This is a genomic window from Neobacillus drentensis (assembly GCF_036965245.1).
Taxonomy (GTDB): Bacteria; Bacillota; Bacilli; order Bacillales; family Cytobacillaceae; genus Neobacillus; species Neobacillus drentensis_G.
Genome location: NZ_JBALPG010000022.1, coordinates 78507 through 92990, shown reverse-complemented (window position 1 = coordinate 92990; position 14484 = coordinate 78507). Strand labels below are relative to the sequence as shown.

At 38.0% G+C, this 14484-nt stretch carries 17 protein-coding genes and 1 pseudogene; 12 read left to right on the top strand and 6 right to left on the bottom strand.

The window, feature by feature from the left end; all coding sequences use genetic code 11:
• Positions 1–79 precede the first annotated feature (79 nt).
• Positions 80–220, top strand: a complete 141-nt coding sequence (locus V7150_RS06680; RefSeq protein ID WP_335515212.1) for a YrzI family small protein — start codon at positions 80–82, stop codon at positions 218–220.
• 487 nt (positions 221–707) lie between these two features.
• Here V7150_RS06680 and V7150_RS06675 read toward each other — a convergent pair whose 3' ends face one another.
• Positions 708–2501, bottom strand: coding sequence for a M3 family oligoendopeptidase (locus tag V7150_RS06675; protein WP_335515209.1), 1794 nt, complete (start codon positions 2499–2501; stop codon positions 708–710).
• Between the two features lie 534 nt (positions 2502–3035).
• Here V7150_RS06675 and V7150_RS06670 point away from each other — a divergent pair.
• The gene (locus V7150_RS06670; RefSeq protein WP_335515206.1) at positions 3036–3995 is read left to right on the top strand and encodes a F510_1955 family glycosylhydrolase; all 960 of its coding nucleotides are present in this window, start codon (positions 3036–3038) and stop codon (positions 3993–3995) included.
• A gap of 35 nt (positions 3996–4030) precedes the next feature.
• Here V7150_RS06670 and sigK read toward each other — a convergent pair whose 3' ends face one another.
• Positions 4031–4747, bottom strand: coding sequence for an RNA polymerase sporulation sigma factor SigK (sigK, locus tag V7150_RS06665; RefSeq protein ID WP_335515203.1), 717 nt, complete (start codon positions 4745–4747; stop codon positions 4031–4033).
• Between the two features lie 193 nt (positions 4748–4940).
• Complete coding sequence (gene pssA / locus V7150_RS06660) at positions 4941–5480, bottom strand: CDP-diacylglycerol--serine O-phosphatidyltransferase (protein ID WP_335515202.1); 540 nt, start codon at positions 5478–5480, stop codon at positions 4941–4943.
• A gap of 127 nt (positions 5481–5607) precedes the next feature.
• Here pssA and V7150_RS06655 point away from each other — a divergent pair, with 127 nt between their 5' ends.
• Complete coding sequence (locus V7150_RS06655; RefSeq protein WP_335515199.1) at positions 5608–6396, top strand: phosphatidylserine decarboxylase; 789 nt, start codon at positions 5608–5610, stop codon at positions 6394–6396.
• A 255-nt stretch (positions 6397–6651) separates the two neighbouring features.
• On the opposite strand, the gene V7150_RS06650 is transcribed toward V7150_RS06655, so the two are convergent.
• Complete coding sequence (locus V7150_RS06650) at positions 6652–6792, bottom strand: sporulation histidine kinase inhibitor Sda (protein ID WP_335515196.1); 141 nt, start codon at positions 6790–6792, stop codon at positions 6652–6654.
• Positions 6793–7316: 524 nt separating this feature from the next.
• Here V7150_RS06650 and V7150_RS06645 point away from each other — a divergent pair.
• The 8 genes from V7150_RS06645 to V7150_RS06610 are packed head-to-tail and all read left to right on the top strand — an operon-like array spanning position 7317 to position 12357.
• Positions 7317–7832, top strand: a complete 516-nt coding sequence (locus tag V7150_RS06645; protein WP_335515192.1) for a YqeG family HAD IIIA-type phosphatase — start codon at positions 7317–7319, stop codon at positions 7830–7832.
• A 27-nt stretch (positions 7833–7859) separates the two neighbouring features.
• The gene (gene yqeH / locus V7150_RS06640) at positions 7860–8942 is read left to right on the top strand and encodes a ribosome biogenesis GTPase YqeH (RefSeq protein WP_420490264.1); all 1083 of its coding nucleotides are present in this window, start codon (positions 7860–7862) and stop codon (positions 8940–8942) included.
• Between the two features lie 33 nt (positions 8943–8975).
• Positions 8976–9815 (top strand): shikimate dehydrogenase, encoded by an 840-nt coding sequence (gene aroE, locus V7150_RS06635; protein ID WP_335515187.1) that lies wholly within the window; start codon positions 8976–8978, stop codon positions 9813–9815.
• On the top strand, positions 9809–10099 hold the full coding sequence (gene yhbY / locus V7150_RS06630; protein ID WP_335515184.1) for a ribosome assembly RNA-binding protein YhbY: 291 nt from the start codon (positions 9809–9811) through the stop codon (positions 10097–10099). The genes aroE and yhbY overlap by 7 nt, the downstream gene beginning before the upstream one ends.
• Before the next feature lie 26 nt (positions 10100–10125).
• The gene (locus V7150_RS06625) at positions 10126–10695 is read left to right on the top strand and encodes a nicotinate-nucleotide adenylyltransferase (RefSeq protein ID WP_335515182.1); all 570 of its coding nucleotides are present in this window, start codon (positions 10126–10128) and stop codon (positions 10693–10695) included.
• Positions 10685–11251 (top strand): bis(5'-nucleosyl)-tetraphosphatase (symmetrical) YqeK, encoded by a 567-nt coding sequence (gene yqeK / locus V7150_RS06620; RefSeq protein ID WP_335515179.1) that lies wholly within the window; start codon positions 10685–10687, stop codon positions 11249–11251. Before V7150_RS06625 ends, yqeK begins: the two co-directional genes overlap by 11 nt.
• A 3-nt stretch (positions 11252–11254) precedes the next feature.
• On the top strand, positions 11255–11611 hold the full coding sequence (gene rsfS, locus V7150_RS06615) for a ribosome silencing factor (RefSeq protein ID WP_335515176.1): 357 nt from the start codon (positions 11255–11257) through the stop codon (positions 11609–11611).
• Complete coding sequence (locus tag V7150_RS06610) at positions 11608–12357, top strand: class I SAM-dependent DNA methyltransferase (protein WP_335515173.1); 750 nt, start codon at positions 11608–11610, stop codon at positions 12355–12357. Before rsfS ends, V7150_RS06610 begins: the two co-directional genes overlap by 4 nt.
• A gap of 133 nt (positions 12358–12490) precedes the next feature.
• On the opposite strand, the pseudogene V7150_RS06605 reads toward V7150_RS06610, so the two are convergent.
• Both V7150_RS06605 and V7150_RS06600 read right to left on the bottom strand, forming a co-directional pair.
• Positions 12491–12968: pseudogene (locus V7150_RS06605) on the bottom strand (YjfA family protein).
• A 47-nt stretch (positions 12969–13015) separates the two neighbouring features.
• Entirely contained in the window at positions 13016–13492 is a 477-nt protein-coding gene (locus V7150_RS06600) for a YjfA family protein (protein WP_420490262.1), read from the bottom strand.
• Between the two features lie 255 nt (positions 13493–13747).
• On the opposite strand from V7150_RS06600, the gene V7150_RS06595 reads away from it, so the two are divergent.
• A complete protein-coding gene (locus tag V7150_RS06595; protein ID WP_335515170.1) occupies positions 13748–14392 on the top strand; it encodes a DUF7010 family protein in 645 nt (214 codons plus the stop codon).
• Positions 14393–14484 lie beyond the last annotated feature (92 nt).

Here is a 14484-nt window from a genome sequence, read left to right as displayed (position 1 = left end):
CTTTACAATCAAAACAAGGACCGCCAAATATCCATGCATCATTTCGTTTAAAAATCCTTTAAAAAGGAAGTGAATCAAAATGACTCTTAATATTTTCTTTTTAACGATTTCCATTAATAAACGTAAAATTAGCCTTAATGAAGCTGCTCATCAAGAAATGGTTGAAAGGCTTTATGAAAAAAATAAGGATCGTCAAGCATCCATGTACCGGGTTATGTAAGCAGTAAAAAAATTCAATGTGAAGAAAGGTGGTTTTTATAATGTTGTTTTTTCTAATGCAAGGACGTGGGGCTAGCTTATGGGATATGAAGGATACCACCTAGCCGAATATTAAATAGGAGGTAACAAAAATGCCGCTGCATATATTATTTTTGTCGCTTATATTTAAACCAAAGAAAAAAGAATCTAAATGATAATCAGTTATCTCAAATTATCGATCCTTTGTTAACAAAATGTTCACTTTTCCCTAAGATAATTACTGTGAAAACATGATAAATTTAAGAAAAGAAAAGCATGATCTATCTAAGGGGTGGAGTATATGTTCATGGTTGTGATGGCATTAATTATTACTGGGGCGATTGGCTGCGTAATCTCAGCTGAAATAAGTGTAGAATAAAGTGAAACTTCAATCAGTGTGAGTTTTATTACCCGTTAATGGGGATAAAAAAGCATCGGCTAATTAATAGTCTGATGCTTTTTTTTATTATTTATTTTGTAAGCTCTAGAAACTCGTCAATATCATCAAGACAGATGCGAACAGCTTTTTCCCAGAAGTCTTTCTGAGTAAGGTCTACTTGTAGATGTTTCCGTGCAAGTTCCTCTACTGTCATGGATGCAGTGTCTCTTAAGAGGGCAATATATTTTTCTTCATACCCTTTCCCTTCCTCAAGTGCCTCAGCATAAATGCCGAGAGAGAACAAGTAGCCGAAAGTGTATGGGAAGTTATAGAATGGAACCCCGGTAATGAAGAAATGCAGCTTCGATGCCCAGAATAATGGATGATACTCCTCTAAGGCACCACAATATGCTTCCTTCTGTGCTTCAAGCATTAACTCATTCAATTTTTCTACCGATACTATTCCTAGTTTTCTTTCTTCATAAAAACGTGTTTCAAACAAGAAACGAGCATGAATATTCATTAGAAGGGCGACTGTTCTTTGGATTTTGTCATCTAAAAGAACGAGTTTTTCTTCTTCATCCTTTGCGTTTTTCACTGATGCATCAGCAACAATCATTTCAGCAAAGGTCGAAGCGGTTTCAGCCACGTTCATCGCATAATTACAGTTAAGAAACGGGATATCTCTCATTGCAAAAGTATGAAACGCATGACCAAGTTCATGTGCCAGTGTAGATACATTTGATGGTGTCCCAGAGTAGGTCATAAAGATTCGGGATTGTTCACTCTTAGGTAAATCGGTGCAGAAACCGCCAGGTGCTTTTACAGGACGATCCTCAGCCTCAATCCATTGCTCCTCGAACGCATTCTCCGTAAAAGCAGCCATTTTTTCACCAAAAATGGCAAAATTCCGTTCAATAAATTCAGCCCCTTCTTGATAAGAAACCTTTGATCCTGTTTTGCCATATGGTGCATCTAAATCAAACCAGCTCAACTTTTCAAGACCTAAGAGCTTTGCTTTACGCTCTAAATATTGAACAAGCTTCTGTTTATTTTCCGAAATGACTGCCCACATCGTTTCCAGAGTTTCTTTTTTCATCCGGTTAATGCTGAGCGATTCCTTCAAGACATCTTCCCAGCCTCTCTTTTTATACACATTTAACCGGAACCCTGAGAGATGGTTTAACGTTTTCGCGAGGAAATCTGCCTGTTCCCCCCATGACCTTTCCCAATTTTTAAAGACTGCTGAGCGGACTTCGCGATCAGGGCTGGAGAATTTGTTGAAGGCTTGACCCACAGAAAGCTGTTTATCCTCACCCTGCTCGTTAAAAGAGACTTTGATTTTACTAACAATTAAGTCATATAGCTGTCCCCAGCTGTGATAGCCGTCTACTTCAAGAGTGCTAATTAAGGCTTCCTCTTCTTTTGACAGCTTCTCCTTCGCTTTTTCACGGCTTTCCGTTAACACAAAGGCGAGCTCCCTTAAAGGTTCAGCGCTCACAAGCTGCTTCCATACCACATCATCAATTGATGTCAGCAGGTTATCTAATGAACTGAGTGCTGTTTGGAAAGTTGCGTTTAGGCTTGTTATTTTCGCATCAAGCGAATATGCTTTTTTATCTTCAGTATTTTGCGCGAGTAAACATCCAACAAAGGCTCCAGCCTGAATTAGATTTTTTGCGGCTCCTTCTAAATCGGCAAGTAATTCTTGCAAGTAATTGGAATCCTCAAGTGAATTAATCGGTGTCCAGTTGTTTACTTTTGTTTCGAAATGTTTGATTTGATTTTCGGTTTGAGTTAAGTGTTCTTGTAATTCAGAGGAATCGCTGCCTCCTTTAAAAAAGACGTCAAGATTCCAAACTTCTGAATATGTAGTGGCTGTCATACTAAGTACCCCCTTTATATATGTTCCTAACCATTATATGTCTACTTTTCAAAAAATTCTATATTTTACACCTGTCGCAAGAAAAATGACTTATGCAAATGTGCATAAGCCTTTATCACCTCTTAACAAAAACAGGTATACCACCACCAAGCCCCAAAAATAAACAATAGAATAAAGAGAACGATAATGACTGCAATCCATATACCAGCGCTAAGGCCATAAGGAGCGCAGCTAGCAGGATAGGGCGCTGGGTAACTATAAGATGAAGGATATCCATAAGGCATCAACATTCCCCCCTTTAGTCTTTTAAATTAGCGTATGAGCCCTCATTATTAACTGTATAGGCAAAAGTGTATGTCCATGAAATACCTAAAAAAAATAACTGAAAAAGGTGAATAGAGTGAGAGTTATATATTCTGTTTTAATATGGCCAATTATTTGACAACTGTATGGGGACTGGAGTATAAGTGGATGGATAAGGATTCATAAACGAATAACTCATAGTTTAATATGAAGATTTTCAGGAGGGAAAAAATGAAGATTCAAATAAAAGTGATTTTTGCCCTACTTATGGGAGTATTACTTGTTGCTGCTGGCTGCACTAACAAGAGTCAGGAACCAAAGAAGAATGAGCAGGAAAATAGGGCTCAAACAATAAAGAAGTTTGAAATTGCCGAGTCAAAAAAGGTTACCTTGAAAAATATACGCGGGATTGGCTATCCGGGGAATGACAATGCCCTATATGTAGCTGCAAATGATGGCTTAAAGATGTACAGAGATGCAACTTGGTATGAAACAACAGCTAATCAACATGACTATATCGGCTTTCAAGCGGTAGAAACAGGCTTTATCGCGAGTGGTCATCCAGAAAAAGGAACGGACTTAAGGGATCCTCTTGGATTAGTAAAAAGTGTTGATAAAGGGGAAACACTGCAAAAATTAGCCTTTTATGATAAAGCTAATTTTCATTTCACAGCAGCGAGCTTTTCAGGGAATAGTATTTATGTAATAAATGAGAAACAAAACGATGATTTAAGTTTAGGTGTGAACTATTCAACTGATAACGGTAACACTTGGAAAGAAAGTACCTTAAAGGATTTTAACGCTGATTCGTATGGAATGATCGCAGTTCACCCGAATAATGGTGAAACAATGGCAATGGCCACAAGATCAGGGATTTATTTTTCCAATGATTATGGAAATACGATGAAGCTGCTAACAGATCCATTTATGGTTACTGCCCTTACATTTAGCGGGGAATCCATTTTATTTTCTAGTGTCGAAAACGAGAAAATTCTCTTAAAGTCACTAAATCCTGTATCTGGTGAACAAACCGTCATAGCCTCTCCTTTCCTTGATTATGATAATCCGATTACATATTTGGCAGTTAATCCAAAAAATAATAACCAAATCGCCTTTACCACCTATAAGAATGATTTATATGAATCAATCGATGGTGGTCAAAATTGGAAAAAACTTTTGGATGAAAAATAAAAACTCGCTTATTGGCGAGTTTTTATTTTCCATTGCTAATTCTTTTTCTTTCTTTCCTTCTCAGCCCGATAAAATTCATGGAACATTTTCATCAGTGCACGCTTTTCAATTCGTGAGACATAACTTCTTGAGATACCTAATTCCTTAGCAATCTCCCGCTGTGTTTTTTCCTTCTGCAAATCAAGACCAAATCGGCCAATGATAACTTCCTTTTCTCGTTTATCGAGCACTTCGATATATTTTTTGATTTTCTCAAGCTCCATGTTTAACTGAATCGTATCAATAACATCTTCAGATTCTGATTTCAGGACATCAATTAATGAAATTTCATTTCCCTCTTTATCCTGGCCAATCGGGTCATGCAGGGAAACATCCTTTTTCGTCTTCTTGAGTGCACGTAAATGCATCAGAATTTCATTTTCAATACATCTTGCGGCATACGTAGCAAGCTTTGTTCCTTTCCCTTCAGAGTAGCTCTCGATCGCTTTAATTAAACCAATTGTTCCGATTGAGATTAAATCTTCCGAATCCTCGCCGGTATTTTCGAATTTTTTTACGATATGCGCGACAAGCCGTAAATTATGTTCAATTAGCATATTCCGTGCATACGGGTCCCCTTCTGCCATTAATCGCAGGTACTTTCGTTCATCTGCAGCAGATAGGGGCTGCGGAAAGGCATTATTTTTTACATAGGAAACAAGAAATAAAAATTCCTTCATTAAATAACCGAGAGCTGTTAAGATTCCAGACATCCACATCCACCCCCATGCTTTTTTACCAATAATAAGGAAGTAAACTTTCCTATCAGTTTTATTTAGACTAAAGCCTATTAATAATTCCTATGAAAAAAACGGGAAAATGTGTCTGTCCTGAAATTTTTTTTACTGAAAAATAAAAAATGACCTCTCTTAGCCAGCCGCTAAAGGAGGTCAAATTTGTTAGTAATTATACTTTTTTCAGTTTAAATGAACTTACCATTAGGAATGATAGAATGATGATAATAAATAAAAACGTTTGGGATGGAAGGTAGGGAATGGCCAAGAAACTTAAGGTTACCAAGCAGCCTGCTGCCGTAATAGGTAATCCGGTAAAATATCCATTGCTTTCCGTAATATTGAAACGTGCCAATCTGAATGCACCGCATCCGATGTAGAATACAGTGAAAAATGAACCAGGTCCACCAAATTCATGTAAAATTCCTTGGAATAGTAATAGTGCAGGTGCCACTCCAAATGATATAATATCACTCATGGAATCCAATTGTTTCCCAAGCTCTGATTCAATATTAAATTTCCGGGCAATCATGCCGTCAAACCGATCTGCTAATGCTGCGATGAAAATGAGAAGCAGGCTTAATCTTAAATTTCCATGTAGCCCGAATATGATCGCAAATCCGCCCAGTGATAAATTTGTTAAAGTGATGACATTTGCTGTTTGGGATTTTAGCTTTTTTAAAGTCTGATCCAGTACGTCCAATAAAAACATTCTTCACAGCACTCCTTTCCTCAAGCCAGAAGGGAATCAATTTCTTTATTTTATTCTATATTATTTAATTCTAAGCGTTTTATGTCTTTTCGTAAAGAGTATTTTTACACTATTTGGGGGTAGTTTCATGTTACAAGGGTTATATCGTTTTATGATTGAGTTAACGAATGGGAGGTTGACTTCCGGCATTTTGAAACGGTTTTCCCGTTCAAGAATTAGTCGTTATGTTGTACCATCCTTCGCCAAGGTTTATCAATTGAATCTGGAAGAAATGGAGAAAGGCTTATCTGAATATCCCACTCTTCACGATTTATTTGTGAGGACATTGAAACAAGATGCAAGGAGAATTGATAAAAGTAATGATGCTGTTGTCAGTCCTGTTGACGCCGTTATTGAGGATGTTGGGCTGATTAATGAGACAAGTGACATTATCGTGAAAGGAAAGACATATTCAATCGAAGAAATGCTGGGAGATCGTGAGCTCTTAGCAAAATATTTAAATGGTACATACATGATTCTGTATTTAAGCCCTAGTCATTACCATCGCATTCATAGTCCGGTGGATGGAATCGTAACGAAGCAATGGACACTGGGGGCGAAATCATATCCCGTAAATAAATTAGGATTAAAGTATGGTGTTCGAACACTTGCCAAAAATTTCAGGGTACTCACGGAAGTTAAAACGGAATTTGGGCATGTTGCAGTTGTAAAGGTTGGAGCCATGTTTGTTAATTCGATTGAAACCACCCATAAGGGGTCCGAGTTAGTAAAGGGAGAAGAAATGGCCTATTTTAGTTTCGGCTCAACCGTTGTCCTGTTATTTGAAAAGAATATCTTTCAAATTGATCCCACGCTACAGTCTCCAAAAGATATAAAGGTTGGGGAGAAAATCGGGATTTTGACCAAATCTGTATAGGATGCAGTTTGACGGCGTTTAGGGCGCCGTTATTCTTTTTCCTAAAAAAGAATTGAGCGTACCACGCCACCATTTACGATGGAACCCATTGAAATATCCAGCCTAACATAATAAAGGCAGTAAGCAGAGCTTGGCTTCACAATTAAAAAAAGAAATGAATATGTATCACTTCGATTGGATACAATGATTCATTTTTGCAGCGCTCCGACCCTTTTTCAGACAAAAAAGAAAAGCCCTAAAGGGCAGGTTGGAAAATTACGAAGATCTTTTAATTTTTTTGAATAAAGAACGCCGGTTAATTTCGGACTCAATGAGCCCGATAAAATCTGGACTTAAGTTTAATTCTCTTGCTTTAAAATATGACTCAATTAACAATTCATCTGACAGTCTCCGCACGTCAGAATCCACCTCCGGAAAAAATTTTTGTTCTATATCGTAGAACTGTAATCATATAATGGTATGTTCAATTGTTGTACCCTAAATCTACCAAATTTATTCTTATACAACAATCGTCCTGTTTTTCCACAGGTTCTAGTGGATAACTTGTGATTAATTTGTTTATAAATCAGCGAAATGTAAATGATTCAATGGGTATAATGTTAATAAGGTTATCCACAGGTCTTGGAAAAGCTAGTGTTTGTCGAAAAATATTTATTTATTTTCTTTAAAATGTCATATTTCTGAAGTAAATTCGTTTTATATGTAAAGGTTTCGTAATTTAATATCATGTATTGTCGAGATTTGAAGAAAAATAAGATAAAATAATAATTTGTTCTACTCCATTTTCAGTCAGCGGCGCTTTCGCTTTTCTTTTGAAACAAAGGTTAAAATTGGTTATGATGGTACAAGAAAAGATGAATGCAGAAGCACAATATCTTTAAAAAGTAATTTTATTTAGAATTTAATGAGGTGTAAGCTTAGTGTTAAAACAATTTTTACCAGATGAACATGTGAAAAGCATTTTGGATATATCTCCTGAAGAGTTAAAATCAAGAGGGGTTAAAGGGATTATTACGGATTTGGATAATACGTTAGTGGAATGGGATCGACCACTTGCCACTCCGCAATTGATTAAATGGTTTGATGAAATAAAAAAACATAATATCCTCGTAACGATTGTTTCCAACAACAATGAAGAGAGAGTAAAGGCTTTTTCTGACCCACTTAATATCCCATTTATTTTTCGGGCGAGAAAGCCGATGGGACCGGCGTTTTATAAAGCCATCTCACAAATGGGCATTAAAAAGGAAGAAGCCGTTGTCATCGGGGATCAATTATTAACGGATGTTCTAGGCGGAAACCGAAGTGGTTTTCATACCATCCTCGTTGTTCCTGTTGCCCAAACGGACGGATTCTGGACAAAATTTAATCGCTTTGTGGAACGAAGAATTCTAAATTGGTTCCGAAAAAAAGGCATGTTACAGTGGGAGGATTAACTTGTGAGTGAACAACAATATATTTGCATGGGCTGCGGTGTTAAAGTACAAACGGATAACCCAGAAATACTAGGATATGCGCCAGCATCTGCCTTGGAAAAGGAGATGATTATTTGCCAAAGATGTTTCCGTCTTAAACATTACAACGAGGTTCAGGATGTAAATTTAACTGACGATGACTTTTTAAAAATCTTAAATGAAATGGGCAGGACTGATGCTCTGATTGTCATGATTGTCGACATTTTTGACTTTAACGGCAGCTGGCTTCCAGGATTACACCGGTTTGTCGGACAAAACAAGGTCGTACTTGTTGGAAATAAGGTTGATTTGCTGCCGAAGTCTGTGAAGCATACTAAAATGATTAACTGGATGAAGCAGGAAGCAAAGGACCTGGGGCTAAGACCTGAAGAGGTGTTCCTTGTCAGTGCCGCAAAAGGTTTAAATGTGAAGGAAACAGCAGTGGCCATTGACGAATTGCGAAACGGGAAAGACGTTTATGTCGTGGGCTGTACAAATGTTGGAAAATCTACTTTTATTAATAGAATCATTAAAGAAGTATCAGGAGAAGCGGACGTTATTACCACCTCCCACTTTCCAGGGACGACGCTCGATATTATCAAAATCCCGCTCGATGATGAGAAATCATTAATTGATTCACCGGGGATTATCAACCATCATCAAATGGCGCATTTTGTAGATAAGAAGGACTTAAAAATTATTACCCCTAAAAAAGAAATCAAGCCAAAGGTGTTTCAATTGAACGAAGGGCAAACATTATTCTTTGGTGGTTTAGCACGGTTCGATTATATTAGCGGCGGCAGAAGATCATTTGTTTGTTACGTTTCCAATGAATTGAATATTCACCGAACCAAAACAGAAAATGCTTCCGAGCTTTATGAAAAGCATGTCGGGGAAATGCTGACACCACCAGGGCCAGAGCAAATAGAGACGTTTCCAGAGCTTGTGAAACAAGACTTTATCATAAAAGAAGCGAAAACGGATATTGTTTTTTCCGGACTCGGCTGGATCACAGTAAACGAGCCAGGGGCAAAAGTGGCTGCTTACGTTCCAAAGGGTGTGCAAACGCTGATCAGGAAATCTTTAATATAATTTAGAAGTCGTAAAATGGGTGGGGAGAAGCAAGTGAAAAAGTTATATGCTGTTTTGGGGGATCCGATTGGACATTCCATGTCACCTGTTATGTTGAATGATTTATTTTCATTTTATCAGATAGATGCCCACTATCTCCCTTTTCAAGTAAAGGCAGAAGATCTTGGCTCGGCGGTTAAAGGATTAAAAGCAATTGGTGCCGGCGGGTTTAATGTAACCATACCACATAAAAGTAATATCATTCCCTTTCTCGATGGGGTAGATGAATTAGCCGCAAGTATTGGTGCTGTAAATACGGTTGTCAATGAAGATGGCAGTCTGATTGGCTATAACACAGATGGCCCTGGTTTTTTAAAAGGGATAAATACCATCGTACCTAGGGTTTCGGAACAAAGGATATTGCTGATTGGTGCAGGGGGAGCGGCTAGAGCAATTTATTTTACCATGGCCAAGGAAAAACCGATTGTACTAGACATTGCGAACCGTACTTTAGAGACAGCCGCGAAACTCATCGAGGATTGTCCTTATGATAGTTTATCAAGGGCATTATCCTTAAATGAGGCGAGCGAAAATATTGGGGAATATGATTTAATTATTCAAACCACGATGATCGGTATGTCTCCGAAAATGGCTGAACAGCCCATTAATTTGGGTAATTTACGTAAACAGTCAATCGTTTGTGATATAATTTATAATCCGTTAGAAACGCAATTTTTACATGCTGCAGCTTTAGATGGTGCAAGAATTCAAAATGGTGTCGACATGTTTGTGTATCAGGGGGCCCTTGCCTTTGAAAAATGGACAGGAATTTTCCCTGATGTGCAAAGAATGAGAAATAATGTGTTAGTTCAACTAGGAGGAAATCCATGTTAACAGGTAAACAAAAAAGATTTTTACGTTCAAAGGCACACCACTTAGATCCTATTTTTCAAGTAGGTAAGGGCGGCGTAAATGAAAATATGATTAAACAAATTTCAGATGCACTGGAAGCAAGAGAACTTTTTAAAGTTAGTGTTTTGCAAAACTGTGAAGAAGATAAAACAGTAATTGCCGAGCATTTGGCAGAAGGAACCGGTGCAGAAATCGTGCAAATCATTGGCAGCACTATTGTTCTTTATAAAGAGTCTGTTGAAAAGAAAACAATTACTCTTCCTTAATTAACGGAGCAAAGGATGGCGAACGCATGAAAAAGGTTGGAATATTAGGTGGAACGTTTGATCCGCCGCATTATGGACATCTTTTGATTGCCAATGAAGTTCATTTTGCACTTCAGCTTGATGAGATTTGGTTTATGCCAAATCATGAGCCGCCGCATAAGAAAAAATCGGAATCAGTCAAAGATGTGGATCGTTTGCAAATGCTAAAGCTGGCAATCGCAGGAAATCCCGCTTTTATGATTCAACTGATTGAGCTTAAACGCGAAGGACCTTCCTATACAGTTGATACGATGAAAATGCTCAATATGGAGTACTCTGACCATCAATTTTTCTTTATAATCGGGGCGGATATGATTGAATATTTACCGAAATGGCATAAAATTGATGAGCTCATAAACCTGGTCCAATTTGTTGGAGTTGAAAGGACGTCTTATAGCCATCAAACAGACTTTCCTGTGCTTTATGTTAATGTTCCAGCAATTGATGTGTCATCTAGTATGATTAGGGATAGAATGAAAAGAGGAAGGACAGTTCGTTATTTATTACCCGATCCGGTAATCGATTATATTGAGGAGAAACATTTATATGGAACGTGAAAAGGCGTTAGAATTGGTCAAAAAACAATTAACAGAGCACCGTTATCAGCATACGTTAGGGGTAATGGAAACGGCCATTACCCTAGCCGGACAATATGGGGCGGATGAAAAGAAAGCGGAAGTGGCCGCTATTTTTCATGATTATGCGAAATTTCGACCAAAGGATGAAATGAAAGAAATTATTGTCGCCCAGGGATTCCCGGAGGATTTGCTCGAATTTAATACAGAATTGTGGCATGCCCCTGTTGGAGCTTACCTGGTGGAGAAAGAAGCCGGCATTACCGATCGTGAAGTATTGAATGCCATTCGCTACCACACCTCGGGCAGGGCCAACATGACCTTGCTGGAAAAAGTAATCTATTTAGCTGATTATATTGAACCTGGAAGACATTTTCCTGGAGTCGATGAAGTAAGAGAAATGGCCAAGGAAAACTTAGATCGAGCCTTAATTAAAGCGGTTCAAAACACCATTCTATTTTTAATGAAAAAGAATCAAACTGTATATCCTGAAACGTTTTTTACTTACAATGACCTTATTAACAAATTGGAGGATTGATGAATGGATAATCAAGAACTTTTAAAAATTGCCGTTAAAGCTGCAGACGATAAACGGGCTGAAGACATTCTTGCCCTTAATATGAAAGGTATTTCCTTAATTGCGGATTACTTTATCATTTGCCATGGAAATTCAGATAAACAGGTACAGGCAATTGCAAGAGAAATGAAAGAAAAAGCGCAGGAAAAGGGCTATGATATTAAAAGAATCGAGGGTTTGGATGAAGCAAGATGGGTTTTAATTGATTTAGGTGATGTAGTTGCCCATGTTTTCCATCGTGAAGAAAGAAGCTATTACAATTTAGAACGGTTATGGGGCGATGCACCTATTGAAGATATCCGCAGTGAACTGAATTCATGAGTTATGAACAGTTTGCCTATTTGTATGATGAGCTGATGAAGGATGCTCCATATGATGAGTGGGTACAGTTTGTCAAAGAAATACTTGTGAAATATGACATCAAAGGAGCCCCGCGCCTGCTAGATTTAGCCTGCGGCACTGGTGAACTCTCCGTCCGTTTTGCGAAAGAAGGATTCCAAGTATCCGGGGTTGATTTGTCAGAAGATATGCTGGCTGTAGCACAAGCAAAGGCTGAGGATGAAGGGATCAGAATTCCTTTTTTTCTGCAAAATATGGTTGATTTGGAAGGACAGGGACAATTTGATGTCATCGGTATTTTTTGTGATTCATTAAACTACCTGCGAACCGATGAAGAAGTTATCGCTACTTTTGCAAATGTTATTGAACATTTGGACGATAATGGGATTTTCATTTTTGATGTTCATTCTATCTATAAAATCACTCAGGTTTTCATCAACCAAACTTTTTCTTTAAATGAGGAAGATGTCTCTTATATTTGGAATAGCTTTCCTGGTGAACATCCTAATAGTGTCGAACATGAGCTAAGCTTTTTTGTTTTGGATGAACGGACAGGAAAGTATGACCGGTTTGATGAACTTCATTTCCAGCGGACATATCCTATACAGCAATATATAAACTGGCTGGAGGCTGCCGGCTTTGAGGTGCTGGAAGTTGCCGCAGATTTCGAACATACCAAACCGCAAACACATTCAGAACGAATTTTTTTTGTTGCTAAGAGAAAATAAAAGACTTCATATTTTTATATGCTGTGAAGTATTATAAATCAAAAATTAAACACTCGTAACCCCGTCCTAAAATCAGAACGGGGTTATGAGTGTTCGATGTTTTAATATTAATTAACTTTATTGTCACTTTCCACTAATACCAAAAAGTTACTGCTTTCTTATAGGCGTCACTATTGGGGATAGCATGTATGCCCTGAGCTTGTGCTCTACGCGGGTCTAAGTCATAAATCATTGGCGTATAACATGAGGTTTGCCCCTTGTTAACGACTCCATTTCCTTCAGAACTATCACACGTATAGGCTTTTGCCGTCTGTCTCTCGAACGATTCTAGCGTCTGCTTCGTGATTATATATTGCGGGTTGGGTGATTGTAACTTTAGCCCATGCAGTTTTACATGTAGTACTGAATTTCAATTCTACATATGAAACAGAATCAATCCATTTTTTGTCCTTCGTTACAGCTGAGTTTGCACAACCATTGTAATAAGGACTTTTGCCATCATACGAAAGAGATTCCGCATATACCTGATTATTCCAAAGTCCAAAAGTAACGATTATAGCCGACAAAATAAGTAGCATTGACTGAGTCATCCGATTAAGTTTTATTTTCAAGAAATCCTTCCTTTCTTTACTCATAAGTCAATTAAAATATATTTCCTTTAATACCAGTCTGTCTCGCCTCTTGTAAATGGCCAGAATCCAACAGCCTTCGATTTACGAGGATCTAAATCATATACCATGGGTGTATAACATGAGGTTTGCCCTATATTAATCTCTCCATTACCTCCAGTGGACCCACAATGATATTGCTTATTATCGGTGTTCCGCACAACTAATGCGGTAGCCTCTCCATTCGTTTTGGCTGGTCTACTTAAAGTGATCTTTGCCCACGCAGTTTTGCATTTCGTACTAAATTTTAACTCTAAATTGGCATAAGAACCGTCAGAATTATTAATTCTCAAACTTTTTTTCGTCACACCGCTAGCAGCACAATCATCATAATAAGGACTTTTGCCATCATAGTTGTGTGTTTCTGCAGAGACCTTGGTGTTAGAGAAACTAAAGGTACCAAAAAGAACAAAAAAAGCAACAAAAGTCAATGAAATATACGACACTCTTCTTTTCAATGCTTTCACCCAAAAACACCTCTTTCAAAAAATTTGAAATCCTCTGTCATATTACATCATTTGGAAATTATTGTTAAGTGATTTTAGCCCCAATTTACTTTACGTTCTATAATAAGACCCCTGTCACTAAAGAACCATTTATATGAGAATTAGCCTTCAATAATTGGAATAAGGCTTATTGAGATAACGGGCAGGGAAAATGTAACATAGTTTATGAGAATTCGTATATAATTACATAAATATAATAGTTGAAGGAGGAAATATATGGCGCAAACATCAAGCACTATTCCTGGAGCCGCAGTACGCGACACGGCATCTGGCGTATTTTTCATGGCGTTTTTCGGTACTCTTTGGGCGTACACGGGAGTTATGGGATTGCATGGCTGGGGTGTTCCATTGTTGTTAGTTGCTGTTGTTATCATAGGTATAGCACTGTTCTTCGGCGGTGTTTTATTAATACGTGCATCGCGAGAATTAAAGAATCAGGTTTCAAAAGCAGATTTAAAGCGCGGGAAGAGTAGGAGATTCTGGTTTAACATTATTTTCGCAGCAGAGGGTTTGGCTATAGTAATCACTATCACTGTATGTAACGCTACTCGTCATTCTGAACTTATACCTCTCATAATCGCTATTATTGTCGGTGTTCATTTTCTCCCATTGGCCCATCTTTTCCAGGTTAGACTCTATTATTTTACAGGCACACTGCTTTGTTTACTCGCTATTATTACATTGCTGTTTGTACCTGAGAAGGTCACGCTGGGGGAATATCAAATAAATGCATTTATGTCTGTAGTAGGTTTTGGCTCTGCCCTGATCTTGTGGGGTACTGGTTTGGCGATATTCCTATTGGGAAAAAGATTGCTAGGTGTTGTCCAAAATAAACAGACAGATAGCCTCAATCAACGTTAAGTCGGTCAGACCAGCTCTTAACACTCGACTTTATTACGTAAACGGGAACACTTGTGAAGAAGAAAGCCCAATTTCTCGTTTGTAAACACTGA